Below are 17123 nucleotides of genomic sequence, written 5' to 3'. Positions count from 1 at the left end.
AGCCGAACGTGAAGCGGACCTATCAGCCGTCGCGACTCGTGCGCAAGCGCCGTCACGGCTTCCGTTCGCGGATGGCCACCAAGAACGGTCAAAAGATTGTTGCGCGTCGCCGCGCCAAAGGCCGTAAGCGCCTGACGGCCTGACGTCACGCGCCCATTACCCTTCAGGGCGGGCGCATGACCGATCCGATGAAAATCGATCGCCTGACACGGCGGCCCCAGTTTCTGGCGGCCGCCAAAGGTGTTTCTCAAGCGCGCGGCGCCGTCGTGGTCCAGCAACTGGACCGTCAGGATGGAAATCCCGCCATCGGCGTGGGATTCACCGCCACCCGCAAGGTGGGCGGGGCCGTGACGCGCAACCGCTGCAAGCGCCGTCTGCGCGAGGCCGCGCGGCTTCTGGCGCCCCTGCACGGGCGGCCCGGCTGCGACTATGTGTTCATCGCCCGCATGGGCACGGCGGACCGCGACTGGGACCGCTTGCTTGACGATGTGAAATCGGCCCTTACAAGGCTCGCAACCCCGCGCGCGGCTCCCGACACGGGAGACGAGGCGAAATCGCCCGCCCGCGCCTCTGACGATTCGCGCCCCACCGGCCAGGACCGCTAACCCCGATGCAGAACGAGAATTCGCGCAACACCATCATCTTCTTCGTGTGCGCGGCCCTGATCATGGGCGTGTACTACTTCATGGTGATGCGCCCGCAGGCCGAGATGCGCCGTCAGGCCCAGGTCGCCGCCGCCGAGGAGAAGGCCGCCAAGACCGACGCCGGCCTGACCTCGGGATCGGCTGCGCCGGTCGCCTTCGTCACCGATCGCGTTCAGGCCCTGGGCAAGGTCGCCCGCGTGCCGATCCAGACGGGCACGCTGAAGGGCTCGCTGTCGCTGCAGGGCGCGCGCATCGATGACCTGTATTTGACCGACTACAAGGAAACCCTCGACAAGAATTCGCCCCCCGTCGAGCTGTTCCGTCCGCAGGGGATGGAGCACGCCTACTTCGCCCAGTTCGGCTGGAGCGGCCCCAACGTCCCCGGCGGCGTTCCGGGCCCGAACACGGTCTGGAGCCTGACCAAGGGCGCGACCCTGACCCAGACCACCCCGGTCGAGCTGACCTGGGACAACGGCCAGGGCCTGCGCTTCACCCGCGTCATCGCGGTCGACGCCCAGTACGTCTTCACCGTCACCGACACGGTCGCCAACCTGAGCGGCCAGGCCATCACCATCGCCCCCTATGGCCGCGTCGAGCGCCAGGGCGTGCCGGCCGATCTGGGCAAGCAGATGATCCTGCACGAAGGCGCCATCGGCACCTTCGGCGCGGACGGCAAGTTCACGACCGAGCAGGTCAAATACAAGGACTGGGCCAAGAAGCCGCGCATCGAGAACGAATCGACCGGCGGCTGGCTGGGCATCACCGACAAGTACTGGATGGCCGCCCTCATTCCGGACCAGAAGGAAAAGATCGAGGGCCGCTTCGCCGTTCGCGACGCCGAGGGTCTGAACGTCCACGAAGCCGCCATGCTGGGCGCGACCCGCACCATCCAGCCGGGCCGCCAGATCGAGGAGACCCAGCGTCTGTTCGCCGGGGTCAAGCGCAACGAGATCCTGGCCGGCTATGAAAAGAGCCTGGACCTGCCGCGCTTCATCTACGCCATCGACTGGGGCCACCTCTTCTTCCTGACGCGCCCGATCTTCATGATCGTGGAGTTCTTCTACGGCGTCCTGGGCAACTTCGGCCTGGCCATCCTGGCCCTGACCGTCGTGGTCAAGCTGATCATGTTCCCGCTGGCCAACAAGTCCTACGAGAGCCTGTCCAAGATGCGGACCCTCCAGCCCAAGATGGAGGAGATCAAAAAGAAATTTAAGGACGACCCGCAGAAGCAGCAGCAGGAGACGATGGCCCTGTATCAGCGGGAGAAGATTAATCCCCTGGCGGGCTGCCTGCCCATCCTGGTGCAGATCCCGGTCTTCTACGCCCTGTACAAGGTGCTGTTCGTCACCATCGAAATGCGCCACGCGCCCTTCTTCGGTTGGATCCGCGACCTGTCGGCGCGCGACCCGTCGACGATCTGGAACCTGTTCGGCGCCATTCCCTGGGATCCCGCGACCCTGCCCCTGGTCGGCAGCCTGCTGAACGGCCCGCTGCACCTTGGCGTCCTGCCGATCGTCTATGGCCTGACCATGTGGCTGCAGCAGTCGATGAACCCGCCGGCCCAGGACCCGATGCAGCGTCAGATCTTCGCCTTCCTGCCCTTCGTCTTCACCTTCATCATGGCCCCGTTCGCGGCTGGCCTGCTGATCTACTGGGCCTGGAACAACATCCTCTCGATCGCACAGCAGTACGTCATCATGCACCGCTTCAAGGCCGAGAACCCGATCGACACCTTCCTCGCGCGTTTCAAGAAAGCCTGACCCATTGGATCAACCGTCGGACGAGCCCAAGGTCGGAGAATACTCGGACACCGAGATCGAGCAGGCGCGGGTGCTGTTCGCCCGCCCGGCCACCTTCGTCCTCGGTTGCGCCAAGATCGAGCAACTGCCCGATCCTGACCTGCCCGAGATCGCCTTTGCGGGCCGCTCCAACGTAGGCAAGTCCAGCCTGATCAACGCCCTGGTCGGGATGCACAAACTGGCGCGCGCCTCGAACGAGCCGGGCCGCACGCGCGAGGTCAATTTCTTCGACCTGGACGGCCGTCTGCGCCTGGTGGACCTGCCCGGCTACGGCTGGGCCAAGGCGTCCAAGACCACGGTGAAGAAGTTCCAGGACCTGGGCCGCGACTATCTGCGCGGCCGGGTGACGCTGAAGCGGGTCTATCTGCTGATCGACGCCCGCCACGGCCTGAAGAAGGTCGACGACGATGCATTGAAGGCCCTCGACTTGGCCGCCGTCAGCTATCAGATCATCCTGACCAAGGCTGACAAGCTGAAGAAGGGCGAGGCGGAAAAGGTCCAGGCGGAAACGCTGAAGGCCATTTCCAAGCGCCCCGCCGCCTTCCCCGCCGTGCTGGTGACTTCAGCCGAAAAGGGCACGGGCATGCCCGAGCTGCGCGCCGAAATCATGCGCAGCACGGGCGTCGAAATCTGATCGGTCGAACTATTCACTGAACGGTATGGCGCCGCCGATGCGCGGCCCCATATCGGACGGATGATCCCGCTTTCTATTCTCGACCTCGCCCCGGTGCCCGAGGGCTCCGACGTCTCGCAGTCGCTGGCCAACACCCTCGACCTGGCCCGCCACGCCGAGCGCCTCGGCTACAGGCGCTTCTGGCTGGCCGAGCATCACAATATGCCGGGCATCGCCAGCGCCGCGACCTCGGTCGTCATCGGCGCGGTGGCGGCGGCGACCCAGACCATCCGCGTCGGCGCCGGCGGGGTCATGCTGCCCAACCACGCGCCCCTGGTCATCGCCGAGCAGTTCGGCACGCTGAACGCGCTCTATCCCGGCCGTATCGACCTGGGCCTGGGTCGCGCGCCGGGTTCTGATCAGGCCACGGCCCGCGCCCTGCGCCGCACGCTTCAGGGCGACGTGGACGCCTTCCCGCAGGACGTGATGGAACTGATGCAGTGGTTCGCCCCGGCCACGCCCGATCAGCGCATCATCGCCAACCCCGGCGAGGGTCAGGCCGTGCCGATCTGGATTCTGGGCTCTTCGACCTATGGAGCGCAGCTGGCGGCCCATCTGGGCCTGCCCTACGCCTTCGCCAGCCATTTCGCGCCCGGCGAGATGATGCGGGCGCTGGACGTCTATCGCCAGACCTTCCGGCCGTCCGAGCATCTGGAAAAGCCCTACGCCATGCTGGGCTACAACGTCTTCGCCGCCGATACGGACGAGGCCGCGCGCCTGCTGTTCACCTCGGTGCAGCAGGCCTTCGTCAATCTGAGGACCGGACGTCCCGGCAAGCTGCCCGCCCCGGTCGAAGGCTACTACGAGCGTCTGGACGGCGCCGCGCGCGGCACGATCGACGCCGCCCTGGCCTGTTCCGCCGTCGGTTCGCCCGAGACGGTGCAGGCGGCGACGGAGGCCTTTATCGCTCAGACCGGCGCGGACGAGTTGATGATCACCAGCCAGATCTGGGACCCCGCCGCGCGAGTGCGGTCGATCGAACTGCTGGCCGAGGTGGCCGGTCAGGCCTGAGGCTCAGCCTTCGTCGGGCGGCAGGAAATGCAGAGGCGCCGCCGCCGGTGCGCCTTGCCCGCCGTCCTCGACCAGACGCCGCCAGGCCTGGCCCAGGCGAATGGAGTCCGCCAGGTCCTGCGGCGAGATGATCGCCCTGTCCGCCAGGCGCTTGCGCAGGCCCTGACAGGCCGCCAGCAGGGCGGAGGCCTGTCGCACGGCGGCGATGTCTGAATGGGCGCCCAGGGTCTCATGGGCGGCGTAGCGCCAGCGTCCGCCCTTGGGCGCGGCGTCGATCAAGGCCCATTTCTCGGCGGGGGACAGGGCGTCGCCCAGAGGCTCCCAGGCGTGGCTGTCTGCGGAGCGCCGATAGTGGCCCGGGCGTTGAGGCAGACCGTGGCGGCCATAGACCGCGCCGGCCGCCGCTTCGATCATCCGCAGCAGGTCCAGCAGATCGTCGATCGCGGTCGTCGTCTCGGCACGCTCGCTCGGCCGTTCCCCGGAGGATTCGGAGCGGCGGCGTCCGAGGCGACCGAACATGGCCCTAGTCGATGTTCAGGGCGCTCGTGACCGAGACGTCGTAGATCACCCGGGTGATCGACTGCACGAACTCGAAGAACTTGCGCGCTTCGGCCGAATCCGAACGCGGCGCATAGACCACGTCGTCGGGCTGGATCATGAAATTGTTGGCGACGAAGAAGCCTTGGCCCTCGGCCAGGTTCACCCGGTAAACCACGGGCACGCCGCGCGGCGTGGCGGCCTGGGTCAGGCCGAGGGCCTGGGCGACTTCGGGGCGTTCAAAGCGGAACACCATGACCGTGCGATGATTGGCCGACTGGGTGTCCAGGCCGCGCGTGCGCGCCAGGGCGGCGGTCAGGCTGAGCGGGCCCTGACCCATGTCCTGTTCGCTGACGGCGCCGACCGCGCCGAAGGCGGTGAAGCGACGGGGCTTGTAGGTCAGGTTGACCTGGTCGCCGCGGCGCAGGCGGACGTTTTCACCGAACTCCGTCGAAACCAGCGTCAGGGGCGCCGAGAAGGTCTGGTCGCCGCGGCGGACGTTGACGATCAGGTCCTCGGCCGGTCGGGTCGGACCGCCGGCGGCGGCGATGACATCCAGAATACGGTCGGTGTTGACCGACAGGGCCGCGCGGCCGGGGTTGCGCACGTCGCCCAGCACTGTGATCGCGTTTGAGGGGTTCTGGGCGATGTAGGCCACGACCTGCGGGTCGCCGACCTTGCCGCGCAGGGCGCGCTTGATGGCGTCGGCGGCTTCGGGGGCGGTCAGGCCGTTGACCTGAACCCGACCGGCGAAGGGCACGTTGACGGCGCCCGAGCGATCGACCACCAGCGGCGGCAGGGCCTGGCTGCCCGTCTGGATGTCGCGCGACATGTTGCGGGTGCCGAACAGGGCGCCGCTGGGCTCATAGATCGACACGGCCAGGGTGTCGCCGATGCCGAGGACGTCGACCGGCGCATCAGCGCCGCCGGCGGCCAGGCTGCCGCCGAAGCGCGCGGGCACGGCCTTGATGACTTCGCCGACGGTGAAGTCCACATCGACGAGGGCGTAGTTCACGGCCTTCTGGTCATGGGCGGCGCCGCCGGCCACGGTGCGGCCCGAGGGGCCGTCGCCGGGCAGGGTCGAGCAGCCGCCGACAAGGGCGAAGGCCATCAGGGGCAGAAGGGATCGCTTCATGGCGGCTCCGGGGACTTGGCGGTTCATCACCGTGATTACTTGGCTTTGCGACGTCGGACCAGAGGCATGAGCGTCGAACCTTGACGCGGTTTCATGCCTGATTGGCGAGAGGAAAGCCGATGCTGCGGTCAAGGCCCAGTCGCGCCTCGACGGTGGCGAAGTGGCCGGGCCAGGTCGGCGGCGAATAGGCCGCGACGGCGGGGCGGCTCAGGGTCGCCGCCTCCAGGGCCGTCAGCCAGCCGAGGCCGTCCAGGGGGTCGATGAGGGTCGCCTGCGGCACCAGTTCACGGTGCGCGGGAATGTCCGAGGCGATCAGGGGCACGCCCAGGGCGCAGGCCTCGACGGCCGGCAGGTCAAAGCCTTCGACCGAGGAGGGCGCCAGAACCGCCTGGGCGCCCTGCATCAGGTCGGCCAGGGCCGAGTCGGGCAGGTTCTCGGCCTGGTGCACCAGGCCCTGCAGATTGGGAGAGCGTTGCAGGTGGTCGAGCACCGCCTCGTTCTCCCAGCCATAGCGGCCGATCAGCACCAGACGGGGGGCCCGGTCGCCCATGCGCTCTTGCAGGCGACGCCAGATGGTCAGCAGGAAGGCGAGGTTCTTGCGCGCCTCGATGGTGCCGACGTGGACGAAGTAGGGGCGCCGGGACGGGCTGGGCTCGGCCTTGAGGAAGATCGGCTCCAGACCCAGGTGGGCGACGTCGATGGGCGGGGCCGGAAGCTTCTCGCGCGCAGCAAAGGCCAGCAGTTCATGGCCGGTGTAGTGAGAGTTGACCACGATCCGCGAGGCGTGGCGCAGGGCCGTGATTACGCGCCGGCGGTGCTTGGCGCCGTCGCCGGGACGACAGAACTCGGGATGGGTGATGGGGATCAGGTCGTGCAGCATGACGACGCGATCAATGCCCTGGGCGCCGAGCCCGGCAAGGATCTCCGGCGTGTTCAGGCTGGTGTGGCCGACGTTGAAATAGAGGCGAGCGGGCGGCGGGGCGGCGACCCGTTTGGCCCGGAAATACTGTTTCCAGGCGCGCGTCTTCTTGCGCTTCGGATGGCCAGGCTCGGGGGCCTGGCTCATGACCGAGGCGGTCGGCTTGTCCGCCTGCAGGGCGGCGAACAGGCGGCGTTCGGCCTCGTTCAACGCCCGGCTGGTCGCCGCGCCGGACCAGCGACGACGCAACTCGACGATGCAGTCGCGGAACCAGGCGTCGTCGACCATGGCCAGCTGGTCATGACGCGACCGGACCGGCACCATCCGGTAGTCGGGATGATCGACCAGCCATTCGGCGTAGGCCAGGCAGACGCGGTCGACGCCGGTCGGGGCGCTGCGGTCGGTGCGGCTCAGCAGGCGGCTGGCGTCGAAGAGGATGTCCTGGCTCATCAGGAGACGTAGCCGGCCTGCATCAGTTCGGCGATGTGGATGATAGCGACCGGCCGGTCGTCCTCGACCACGAACAGATTGGCGATCTTGTTGGCGCTCAGCAGGTCGACCACGTCGCTCATGCGGGCGTCGGGATCCACCGTGATGGGGGTGCGGCTCATGATGTCCTCGGCGCGGATGGCCGAGATGTCGCTGGCGAAGGCGCGGCGGATGTCGCCGTCGGTGATCATGCCGGCCAGGCTTCCATCGGAGTGCAGGACCGCGACCGCGCCCTTGCGGCCGGCGCTGATGGCCGAGACCACGGCGCTGAAGCTGGCGTCCATCGGCACGCTGGCCGGGGTGGCGGCGTTGTCTCCCATCCATTCGCGCACGCTCTGCAGGCTCATGCCCAGGGCGCCGCCGGGATGGTGCAGGCCGAAGTCCTCGCGGGTGAAGCCGCGGCGGTCCATCAGCACCATGGCCAGGGCGTCGCCGATGGCCAGGGTCATCAGGGTCGAGGTGGTCGGCGCCAGGCCGTTGGGACAGGCCTCGGCCACCTTGGGCATGGTCAGGCTGACGGCCGAGTGACGGCCCAGGAAGCTGCCGGCCCTCTGGGTGATGCCGATGACCGGAATGTCGTTGCGCTGGCAGTAGAGCAGTGGATCGCGCAGTTCGCGGCTCTCGCCCGAGTTGGAGATGGCCAGAAGCGTGGTATCGGGACGCAGCATCCCCAGGTCGCCGTGGCTCATCTCCGCCGGGTGGACGAAGAAGGAGTTGGTCCCCGTCGAGGCCAGGGTGGCGGCGATCTTGCCGCCAATGTGGCCCGACTTGCCCATGCCGGTCACGACCAGATAGCCGGGGCGCGACAGGATGATGTCGCAGGCGCGCGCGATCGAGACGTCGATGGAGCGTTCCAGCGCCTCCAGGGCCTCGATGTTCAGCCGCACGACCTCGCGCGCTCGGTTCGTCATCACGGCGATCTGCTCGGGCGACGAGTGAAGCGTATTGGGCATGGGCATCGGCTCCTGAGGCGCCGGACCGCTGCGGCGGTTCTTCGTGGCGCATCCGCGAATTGCCCCATCTGGATTGTTCGCACAATGGCGGGGCTGCGACGGAATTGTCACCTCGGCGGACAACCTTCCCGGCCCCGGCGCGTTTCCAACAGTCTCGACAACAGCATCGAAACGAGTCCAGGCCTTATGCCGTCTGCATCCGGGGCGATCGCTTCACGCCTGCCCAAGCCGCCTGTCGCACTGAAGAAGCCCGCCCTGTTCCTGGATCTGGACGGTGTCCTGGCGCCTCTGGCGCCGACGCCGGACGCGGTGGGGCCGGACGCCCGCAGGACCGACGTGCTGACGCGGCTGACGGATCGGCTGGACGGACGTGTCGCCATTGTGAGCGGGCGCACCCTGGGCGAGATCGACCGCATCAGCGATGGCGCGGCGCGCGCAGCCTCCGGCGTGCACGGTCTGCAGCGACGGCGGGGCGACGGCTCCTTCGCCAACCGCACGCCGGACCCCGCCGTGCGCCGGGTGGTCGCGGCCTTCGACGCCTTCGCCGCCGAGCGACCGGGGGTGATCGTCGAGGACAAGACGCTGTCGGCGGGCCTGCATTATCGCCAGGCGCCGGACGTGTCCGAGGAGGCGCTGGTCCTGGCGGCGTCCCTGGCCGAGGAGACCGGGCTGGCGCTGCAGCCCGGCTCCATGGTGCTGGAGCTGAAGACCCCCGGCACGGACAAGGGCGTGGCCCTGGCCGCCTTCATGGCCGAGGCGCCGTTCAAGGGCGCAATCCCCATCATGGTCGGCGACGACCTGACCGACGAGCACGGCTTCGAGGCGGCCGAGGCCCTGTGCGGGTTCGGCGTCCTGGTCGGGCTCGAGCGTCCCACGGCGGCGCGCTACCGGCTGGAGGATGTGGCCGCCGTTCTGGACTGGCTGGACGCGATCACGGAGGCCCCGGCATGAGCCGACCCAACCTCGACCTCGCACCCATCGGCAACTGCTCGGTCAGCGCCCTGATTGACCGCGAGGGCCGCTTCGTCTGGGCCTGCGCGCCGCGCATCGACGGCGACCCGGTCTTTTCGGCCCTGATGGACGGCGTCGATCCGGAACACGGCTTCTGGTCCATCGAACTGGCGGATCTGGCGTCCATCGAGCAGGCCTATGTGCGCAACACCGCCGTCCTGCGCACGGTGATGACGGACGCGCACGGCGCCTCGGTCGAGATCATCGATTTCGCCCCGCGCCATCTGAAGCACTCGCGCATCTATCGCCCCATCGCCTTCGCCCGGGTGGTGCGGCCCCTGTCGGGGGCGCCGCGCATCACGGTGCGGTTGCGGCCTTCGGCCGATTGGGGCGCGCGCCGGGCCGAGCAGACCTCAGGCTCCAACCATATCCGCTACCTGTGCACCGATCTGACCCTGCGGCTGACCACCAACTGCCCCGTCACCCATGTGCTGGACGAGCGGACCTTCCGGCTGGAAGGCGAGCTGGCCTTCTTCCTCGGCCCGGACGAAGGCTACGACCAGTCGGTCACGGCGGGGGTCTCTGCGGCGCTGGAGCTGACCTTGCTGCACTGGAAGCTGTGGACGCGGACCCTCTATGTGCCGCTGGACTGGCAGGAGGCGGTGATCCGCGCCGCCATCACCCTGCGGCTCTGCGTCTATGAGGAGACCGGCGCTATCGTCGCCGCCATGACGACCTCAGTGCCCGAGTTCCCCGAGAGCGGGCGCAACTGGGACTATCGCTTCTGCTGGATGCGCGACGCCTATTACACGGTGCGGGCGCTGAACCGGCTCGGCGCGGTGGACATCCTCGAGAACTACCTCGGCTATCTGCGCAATCTGGTCGACGCCTCAGACGGCGGCCATGTCCAGCCCGTCTACGGCGTGGGGCTGGAGGCCGACATCGGCGAGCGGGTCATCGACAGCGTCGAAGGCTATCGCGGCATGAAGCCGGTGCGCGTCGGCAACCAGGCCCATGAGCATCTGCAGCACGACGTCTATGGCCAGATCGTCCTGCCCCTGGTTCAAGCCTTCTTCGACGAGCGCCTGTTGCGGCCCGGTTCGATCGAAGACTTTCACGCCCTGGAAAAAGTCGGCGACCGCGCCTTCTCCATGCACGACCAGACCGACGCGGGTCTGTGGGAGTTCCGCACCATCGCCCGGGTTCACACCTATTCCTCGATGATGTGCTGGGCCGCCTGCGACCGGCTGGCCAAGGCGGCGCGGCACCTGGGGCTGGAGGAGCGGGGCGAGCTGTGGGACGAGCGGGCGCGGCTGATCCGGGCGCGGATCGAGGCCGAGGCCTATCTGCATGACGAGGGCCGCTTCGCCGCCAGCTTCGGGGGGACGGAGCTGGACGCCTCCCTGCTGCAGATGACCGACCTGGGCTTCCTCGACGCCCGCGATCCGCGCCAGGTCAAGACCTTCGAGGCCATCGAGCGCGACCTGAAGCGGGGCGGCTACCTGTTCCGCTATATTCACCCCGACGACTTCGGCGAGCCGGAGACGGCGTTCAACTTCTGCACCTTCTGGTTCATCGAGGCCCTGCATCTGAACGGCCGGACGGAGGAGGCGCGAGCCATCTTCAAGGAGATGCTCAGCCGGCGAACCCACGCCGGTCTGCTGAGCGAGGACATCGCCATTCAGGACGGCGAGCTGTGGGGCAACTACCCGCAGACCTATTCCCTGGTCGGCATCATCAACTGCGCCGTCCTGCTCAGCCGATCGTGGCAGGACGCGCGATGAGCCGGCTGATCGTCGTTTCCAACCGCGTCTCGGCGCCCAGGGACCCCGCGTCGGGGTCGGTCGGCGGCCTGGCCATGGCCCTGTCGGCGGCGCTGCGCAAATACGACGGCCTGTGGTTCGGCTGGTCCGGCGAGACGGTCGAACAGTTCACCGGCGAACTGAACTTCGAGGATCGGGCCGGCGTCACCGTCGCCACCGTTGATCTGGAGCCGCAGGACGTCGATGAGTATTACAACGGCTACGCCAACAAGACCCTGTGGCCCCTGTTCCATCACCGCGTCGACCTGACCGCCTATGAGCGGTCCTACGGCGAGGGCTATGAGCGCACCAATCGCCGCTTCGCCGAGGTGCTGCAGCCGCTGATCCAGCCTGACGACATCATCTGGATTCACGACTATCACATGATCCCGATGGCGCGGGACCTGCGCCGTCTGGGGGTCAAGAACCGGATCGGCTTCTTCCTGCACACGCCCTGGCCCGCGCGGCAACTGCTGGTGACGCTGCCGCATCATCGGCGGCTGGTGGAGTCGATGTTCTATTTCGACCTGATCGGTTTCCACACCCAGGAGTGGCTGGGCCTGTTCGAACGCTACGTCGAGGTCGAGGCGCGGGGCCGGGTGTCGTGCGATCATGTGATCGAGGCCTTCGGCCGTCGGGTCCAGGGCGGGGTCTTCCCCATCGGCATCGACGTGGAGGGTTTTCTGGCCGCGCGTGACTCGGTGCTGGGCAACAAGACCTATGACCGGATGGCGGCCTCGGCGGCCTTTCGCTCGATGATCGTCGGCGTGGACCGGCTGGACTATTCCAAGGGTCTGGAGCAGCGGTTGCTGGGCTTCGAGCAGTTTCTGGAAGACAACCCCGCCATGCGCGGCGAGGTCTTCCTGCTGCAGGTCACGCCGATCTCGCGCGACGAGGTGGACGCCTATCAGGACATCCGGGCGCGACTGGACGCCCTGGCGGGTCGGATCAACGGCGCCTACGCTGACATGGACTGGCAACCGATCCGTTATCTGAACCGCACCTTCCGCCGCGACCAGCTGGCGGGCCTCTATCGCGCGGCCAAGGTCGGTCTGGTCACGCCCCTGCGCGACGGCATGAACCTGGTGGCCAAGGAATATGTCGCGGCCCAGAATCCGGAGGATCCCGGCGTGTTGATCCTGTCGCGCTTCGCCGGGGCCGCCGAACAGATGGGCGAGGCCCTGCTGGTCAACCCGTTCAGCCGCGAGGAGCTGTCGGAAGCCATCCACAAGGCCCTGACCATGCCGCTGAAGGAGCGCATCCGCAAATGGCGGGCGCTGATGCAGGTGGTGCGCGACACCGACGTCGCCATCTGGCGCGACAGCTATGTGAAGGCGCTCATGAAGGTCGAGAGACGCGCCGACGACGAGCGCATCGTCGGCGCGACCTGAGCAGGGCCGACTCTAGCTGGCCTGAGCGTATTGTTGCGGGACGCCGTCCTTGGCGGCGGCGCGGCCGTTGGCGGGCCGGGCTTCCAGCCGCAGCAGATAGTCGTCCAGCAGCGGGCTTTGCGGCAGGTAGTCGCGGCCCCAGCCCAGGGCGCTGCCGATCAGGACATCCACGGCGGTGAACTTCTGACCCATCAGCCAGGGGCCGCTTTCCAGCGCCTGCATCAGACGGGCGATAGCGGCGTCATAGCCGGCCCTGGCCCTGGGGTCGGTCTCGGTGTGACCCATGATCCGGTTCCAGAAGGCGGGCTCCAGTTCGCCCGCGTTCCAGGCCAGCCAGGTCAGATAGGCCCCGCGGTCGGGATCGCCCGCAAGCGGCGCCAGCCGCGCCTTGGGCAGGAGGTCGGTCAGATACAGAGTCACCGCCGCTGATTCCGTGATCAGGGCCTCGTCGTGCAGCAGGGCCGGGACCTTGCCGTCCGGATGGGGATTGCCCGGGTCGCGCGCTCCGGTGCCGTCGCGGCGAGGAATGTCGCAATAGCGGATGACGTAGTCGGCCTTGAGCTCCTCCAGCAGCCAGACCAGGCGCGAGGAACGGGACCAGGGGGCGTGGAACAGGGTCAGCATCGATAATCCTCCCAGATATCGGGCCGCGACGGGGCGTCGGCGGCGGCCCGTCTTGACTACTGACACCCTGCTGCCACCATGCTGTCAGCAGTCTTCGGCCAAGGTGGGGACATGAGACGCGCCGACCGCCTGTTCCAGATCATCCAGGTGCTGCGTCGGGCCTCGCGCCCGGTGACGGCCGACGCCATCGCGGCCGAACTGGAGACCTCCAAACGCACCATCTATCGCGACATCGCCGCCCTGCTAGGCCAGCGGGTGCCGATCCGGGGCGAGGCGGGGCTGGGCTATGTGCTGGACGGCGGCTTCGACCTGCCGCCCCTGATGCTGACCTCGGACGAGATCGAGGCGGCGGTGCTGGGGGCCCAGTGGGTGGCGGCGCGCGGCGATCCGGCCCTGGCGAGGGCCGCGCGCGACCTGACGGCCAAGATAGCGGCCATCGTGCCGGACCGTTTGCGGCCGGTGGTGCTGGAGCCGTCGGTGGCCACGCCCCCGCCGTGGCAGCCGAAGATGGAGACTGTGGACCTGGCCCAGGTGCGGGCCTGGATCCACGCCGGGCGCAAGCTGCGGCTCTCTTACGCTGACGAGCAGGGGCGCGAGACGACGCGCGTCATCTGGCCCTTCCTGATCGGTTATCACGAGAGGACGCGGCTGCTGCTGGCCTGGTGCGAGACGCGCGAGGACTTCCGCACCTTCCGCGCCGACCGGGTGGTCGACGCCGAGTTTCTGGACGACCGCTATCCCGGTCGGCCCGCCGTCCTGCGCCAACGCTGGTTCGCGGCGATGGAGGCGCGACGGGCCGCCGAGTGCTGGCCTCAGTAGATTTCGAACAGACCCGCCGCGCCCGCTGAAACCGCATCGCGGTTTCAGCTGCTTTTGATGATGGGCGCGGCTGACCGGCCTAGTAGATTTCGAACAGACCCGCCGCGCCCATGCCCCCGCCGATGCACATGGTGACGACGCCGTACTTGGCGCCGCGACGCTTGCCCTCGATCAGGACGTGGCCGGTCATCCGCGCGCCCGACATGCCGTAGGGATGGCCGATGGAGACGGCGCCGCCCGAGACGTTGAGCCGGTCGTTGGGGATGCCGAGTTTGTCGCGGCAATAGAGCACCTGCACGGCGAAGGCCTCGTTCAGCTCCCAGATGCCGATGTCGTCCACGGTCAGGCCGTGGCGCTTCAGCAGCTTGGGCACGGCGAAGACCGGACCGATGCCCATCTCGTCCGGCTCGCAGCCCGCCACCGCCATGCCGCGATAGACGCCCAGAGGCTGCAGGTTGCGCTTCACCGCCTCGCCAGCCTCCATGACGACGCAGGCCGAGGCCCCGTCCGATAGCTGGGATGCGTTGCCGGCGGTGATGAACTCGCCCTGCTGGATTTCCTCGCCGCCGCCGAAGACGGGCTTCAGCGCCTTCAAACCTTCCAGGGTGGTCTCAGGACGGTTGCCCTCGTCCTTGGACAGGGTGACTTCCTGTGACGAGGTCTGGCCTGTGGCCTTGTCCATGACCAGCATCTTGGTGGTCATCGGTACGATCTCGGCGTCGAACCGACCGTCGGCCTGGGCCTGGGCCGTGCGTTGCTGCGACTGCAGGGCGTATTCGTCCTGGGCGTCGCGGCTGATGTCGTAGCGGCGGGCCACGACCTCGGCGGTCTCCAGCATCGACATATAGATGTGGGGTGACAGCTTCAGCAGCGCCTCGTCCTTCATCCGATACAGGTTCATGTGCTGGTTCTGCACCAGGGAGATGCTCTCCAGCCCGCCGCCGACCGCCATCTTCTGCTGGTCGAAGAGGACCTGCTTGGCCGCCGTGGCGATGCCCATCAGGCCCGAGGCGCACTGGCGATCCAGGCTCATCCCCGCCACGGAGGCGGGCAGACCCGCCGCCAGCGCCACCTGACGCGCCACATTGGTCCCGGTCGAGCCCTGCTGCAGGGCCGCGCCCATGACGACGTCCTCGATCTCGGCGGGGTCGACGCCGGCGCGGGCGACCGCGTGCCTGACGGCGTGGGCGCCGAGAGCTTGGCCCTGGGTGTCGTTGAAGGCCCCGCGATAAGCCCGGCCGATCGGGGTGCGGGCGGTGGAGACGATGACGGCTTCACGCATCTACGATGCTCCTTCTTTGTTCTAAGGGCGCTATCGCTCGCGACGCGGTCGCTCGCTGCATGAGCGCGTTTCCTGCCTAACAAGAGAGGATAGGCGCCTCACGTCGGGTCAACGCAAGGCGCCTTCGCAGAAGTGAACGGGCTAGCGAGACGCTGCGTCCAGATCAAGAAACGCGTTCCGGCCTCAAGTAGCGCGAAGCGCGATAGGCCTCTCTAAGAAGAAAGCGCAGCTTTCGCCTTGGTCAGTTCGATCATGCCCTGGGCGGCGCCCATCTCGGGCACGATCTCGTTGGTGCGGTCCGAGATGGCGTCGAAGCGGGCGGCGACCTGTTCGGCGGCGTCCGGGCCGATGGCGAAGTCGCCCTGGGTCAGGGTGACGTATGCGCGCTCAAAGCCGCCGGCGCCGGCGGCCAGGATGGCGCGGGTCGGGGCGTCGCGGCTGACCAGATGCAGCAGGCCGGGCGTCACCAGGTCCGGCCCCAGGGCGTCCAGCGGCAGGCCCTGCAGGTCCTCGGTCATGCGGGTGTGGGCGGTGGGGGCCAGGGCGTTGACGCGGATGTCGTTCTTGGCCCCCTCGATCGCCAGGGTCTGCATCAGGCCGACCAGGGCCATCTTGGCCGCGCCGTAGTTGGCCTGGCCGAAGTTGCCGAACAGGCCCGACGACGAGGTGGTCATGACGATGCGGCCGTAGTTCTGGGCCCGCATGATGTCCCACACCGCCTTGGTGCAGTGGACCGCGCCCATCAGATGGACGTCCATGACCAGGCGGAAGTCGGCCAACTCCATCTTGGCGAAGCTCTTGTCGCGCAGAATTCCGGCGTTGTTGACCAGGATGTCGATCCGGCCCCAGCGGGCCATGACCTCGGCCGCCATGGCCTCGACCGCCGCCGCGTCCGTGACCGAGGCGGCGTTGGCCATGGCCTCGCCGCCCGCGGCTTTGATCTCAGCCACCACGGCCTCGGCCGCCGTGGCCGATCCGCCCGAGCCGTCGCGGGCGCCGCCCAGGTCGTTGACCACCACCTTGGCGCCCCGCGCCGCCAGCGCCAGGGCGTGTTCGCGCCCCAGACCGCCGCCCGCGCCCGTCACGATCGCCACCTGACCGTCGAACCTGATCGCCATCATCCGCCTCCGTTTTGTTTCAAAATGGTCCTAGCAGGCTGGAATGAGAGGCAAAACGGACTTTTATGTTGAAACGGCGCCACACCTGCCGCAATCGTCGCGATAAAGGCGGAACCTGAGTCTTCCTGTGCCGTTCGGGCCTCCGAGCGTCACGTGAAAGCGTCGGCCTTGGGAATAACTGAAATTGTGAGGACACAATGAAGCTGAAACTTCTCGCCAGTGTCGCCGCAGCCGGGCTGTTCGCGGCCGGCGCGGCGTCGGCTGAGCCGGATGGCTGGTACGGCGCGATCGACGCCGGCTATCACATCATCGACGACATCAACACCGAATCGTCGACCAACAGCTCCAACTGGAACTGGGAAGTGAACGACGGCTGGGCCGCCTTCGCCCGCCTCGGCTACCGCTTCAACCCCAACTGGCGCGTCGAGCTCGAAGGCGGCTACCGCTCGGGCGACATCGGCACCGTGCGCGCCGTCTCGGGCCCGCAAGGCCTGTGCAACATCACCCCGGCGACCGGTCCGTGCTACTCGCCGGAAGGCGACATCACCTCGACCACCCTGATGGCCAACGTCATTTATGACTTCGGCTACTCGGCCTGGGGCGTCCGTCCCTTCGTCGGCCTGGGCGTCGGCGCCAACCACGTCAACACCGACGTCGTCGGCCGCCTGCGTCAGACCCCGGCCGTGGCCTTCGGCGCCGACGACAGCTCGACCAAGTTCGCCGCTCAGGCGATCGCCGGTCTGGCCTGGGCCGTTTCGGACCGCGCCAACATCGACCTGACCTACCGTTACCTGACGGGCGACGCCGAGTTCGCGACCTTCACGAACTCGACGACCAACACCTTCGGCGAAATGGCCGGCGACTACGACCAGAGCCACACCGTGACCCTGGGCCTGCGCTACGCCTTCGGCGCCGAGCCGGCCGCTCCCCCGCCGCCGCCCCCGCCGCCCCCGCCGCCCCCCCCGCCGCCCCCGCC

General features: G+C 68.1%; 17 protein-coding genes. 10 read left to right on the top strand and 7 right to left on the bottom strand.

Features of this window, described 5'->3' with window-relative positions:
• The first annotated feature begins 8 nt into the window (after nt 1–8).
• The 5 genes from rpmH to VGE49_RS01605 are packed head-to-tail and all read left to right on the top strand — an operon-like array spanning nt 9 to nt 4127.
• Nucleotides 9–143, top strand: coding sequence for a 50S ribosomal protein L34 (rpmH, locus tag VGE49_RS01625; RefSeq protein WP_003164000.1), 135 nt, complete (start codon nt 9–11; stop codon nt 141–143).
• 33 nt (nt 144–176) lie between these two features.
• Nucleotides 177–605, top strand: a complete 429-nt coding sequence (gene rnpA, locus VGE49_RS01620; protein WP_331032844.1) for a ribonuclease P protein component — start codon at nt 177–179, stop codon at nt 603–605.
• Nucleotides 606–610: 5 nt separating this feature from the next.
• Nucleotides 611–2404 (top strand): membrane protein insertase YidC, encoded by a 1794-nt coding sequence (gene yidC / locus VGE49_RS01615; RefSeq protein ID WP_331032843.1) that lies wholly within the window; start codon nt 611–613, stop codon nt 2402–2404.
• A 4-nt stretch (nt 2405–2408) separates the two neighbouring features.
• A complete protein-coding gene (gene yihA, locus VGE49_RS01610; protein WP_178828342.1) occupies nt 2409–3077 on the top strand; it encodes a ribosome biogenesis GTP-binding protein YihA/YsxC in 669 nt (222 codons plus the stop codon).
• Nucleotides 3078–3137: 60 nt separating this feature from the next.
• Complete coding sequence (locus VGE49_RS01605) at nt 3138–4127, top strand: LLM class flavin-dependent oxidoreductase (RefSeq protein WP_331032842.1); 990 nt, start codon at nt 3138–3140, stop codon at nt 4125–4127.
• A 3-nt stretch (nt 4128–4130) separates the two neighbouring features.
• Here the strand turns inward: VGE49_RS01605 and VGE49_RS01600 are convergent, their stop codons facing one another.
• The 4 genes from VGE49_RS01600 to VGE49_RS01585 all read right to left on the bottom strand — a co-directional run bounded on the left by VGE49_RS01600 (nt 4131) and on the right by VGE49_RS01585 (nt 8160).
• Nucleotides 4131–4646 carry a hypothetical protein gene (locus tag VGE49_RS01600; RefSeq protein WP_331032841.1) on the bottom strand — a complete coding sequence of 172 codons (516 nt, stop codon included), beginning with the start codon at nt 4644–4646 and terminating at the stop codon, nt 4131–4133.
• 4 nt (nt 4647–4650) lie between these two features.
• A complete protein-coding gene (locus VGE49_RS01595; protein WP_331032840.1) occupies nt 4651–5799 on the bottom strand; it encodes a polysaccharide biosynthesis/export family protein in 1149 nt (382 codons plus the stop codon).
• A gap of 91 nt (nt 5800–5890) precedes the next feature.
• Nucleotides 5891–7168, bottom strand: coding sequence for a glycosyltransferase family 4 protein (locus VGE49_RS01590; protein WP_331032839.1), 1278 nt, complete (start codon nt 7166–7168; stop codon nt 5891–5893).
• Nucleotides 7168–8160 carry a KpsF/GutQ family sugar-phosphate isomerase gene (locus tag VGE49_RS01585; protein ID WP_331032838.1) on the bottom strand — a complete coding sequence of 331 codons (993 nt, stop codon included), beginning with the start codon at nt 8158–8160 and terminating at the stop codon, nt 7168–7170. The genes VGE49_RS01590 and VGE49_RS01585 overlap by 1 nt, the downstream gene beginning before the upstream one ends.
• Nucleotides 8161–8346: 186 nt before the next feature.
• On the opposite strand from VGE49_RS01585, the gene otsB reads away from it, so the two are divergent.
• From otsB to VGE49_RS01570, 3 genes are read left to right on the top strand one after another with little or no spacing between them, the layout of a single operon-like run.
• The gene (gene otsB / locus VGE49_RS01580) at nt 8347–9111 is read left to right on the top strand and encodes a trehalose-phosphatase (RefSeq protein ID WP_331032837.1); all 765 of its coding nucleotides are present in this window, start codon (nt 8347–8349) and stop codon (nt 9109–9111) included.
• Nucleotides 9108–10895, top strand: coding sequence for a glycoside hydrolase family 15 protein (locus tag VGE49_RS01575; RefSeq protein ID WP_331032836.1), 1788 nt, complete (start codon nt 9108–9110; stop codon nt 10893–10895). Before otsB ends, VGE49_RS01575 begins: the two co-directional genes overlap by 4 nt.
• The gene (locus tag VGE49_RS01570; RefSeq protein WP_331032835.1) at nt 10892–12304 is read left to right on the top strand and encodes an alpha,alpha-trehalose-phosphate synthase (UDP-forming); all 1413 of its coding nucleotides are present in this window, start codon (nt 10892–10894) and stop codon (nt 12302–12304) included. The genes VGE49_RS01575 and VGE49_RS01570 overlap by 4 nt, the downstream gene beginning before the upstream one ends.
• Nucleotides 12305–12316: 12 nt before the next feature.
• On the opposite strand, the gene VGE49_RS01565 is transcribed toward VGE49_RS01570, so the two are convergent.
• Complete coding sequence (locus tag VGE49_RS01565; RefSeq protein WP_331032834.1) at nt 12317–12928, bottom strand: glutathione S-transferase family protein; 612 nt, start codon at nt 12926–12928, stop codon at nt 12317–12319.
• Between the two features lie 111 nt (nt 12929–13039).
• On the opposite strand from VGE49_RS01565, the gene VGE49_RS01560 reads away from it, so the two are divergent.
• On the top strand, nt 13040–13747 hold the full coding sequence (locus VGE49_RS01560; RefSeq protein WP_331032833.1) for a helix-turn-helix transcriptional regulator: 708 nt from the start codon (nt 13040–13042) through the stop codon (nt 13745–13747).
• Between the two features lie 79 nt (nt 13748–13826).
• Here the strand turns inward: VGE49_RS01560 and VGE49_RS01555 are convergent, their stop codons facing one another.
• Together VGE49_RS01555 and VGE49_RS01550 are read right to left on the bottom strand one after the other, a co-directional pair.
• Complete coding sequence (locus tag VGE49_RS01555; RefSeq protein ID WP_331032832.1) at nt 13827–15029, bottom strand: acetyl-CoA C-acyltransferase; 1203 nt, start codon at nt 15027–15029, stop codon at nt 13827–13829.
• A 212-nt stretch (nt 15030–15241) separates the two neighbouring features.
• The gene (locus VGE49_RS01550) at nt 15242–16147 is read right to left on the bottom strand and encodes an SDR family NAD(P)-dependent oxidoreductase (RefSeq protein ID WP_331032831.1); all 906 of its coding nucleotides are present in this window, start codon (nt 16145–16147) and stop codon (nt 15242–15244) included.
• Between the two features lie 197 nt (nt 16148–16344).
• Here VGE49_RS01550 and VGE49_RS01545 point away from each other — a divergent pair.
• The coding region (locus VGE49_RS01545; protein WP_331032830.1) for an outer membrane protein at nt 16345–17123 on the top strand (779 nt) is incomplete at its 3' end.

Origin of the sequence: Brevundimonas sp. (assembly GCF_036405315.1) — a bacterium.
Lineage (GTDB): Bacteria > Pseudomonadota > Alphaproteobacteria > Caulobacterales > Caulobacteraceae > Brevundimonas.
The sequence above is the reverse complement of the archived record's forward strand: the minus strand, read 5'-3'. Positions and strand labels throughout refer to the sequence as shown.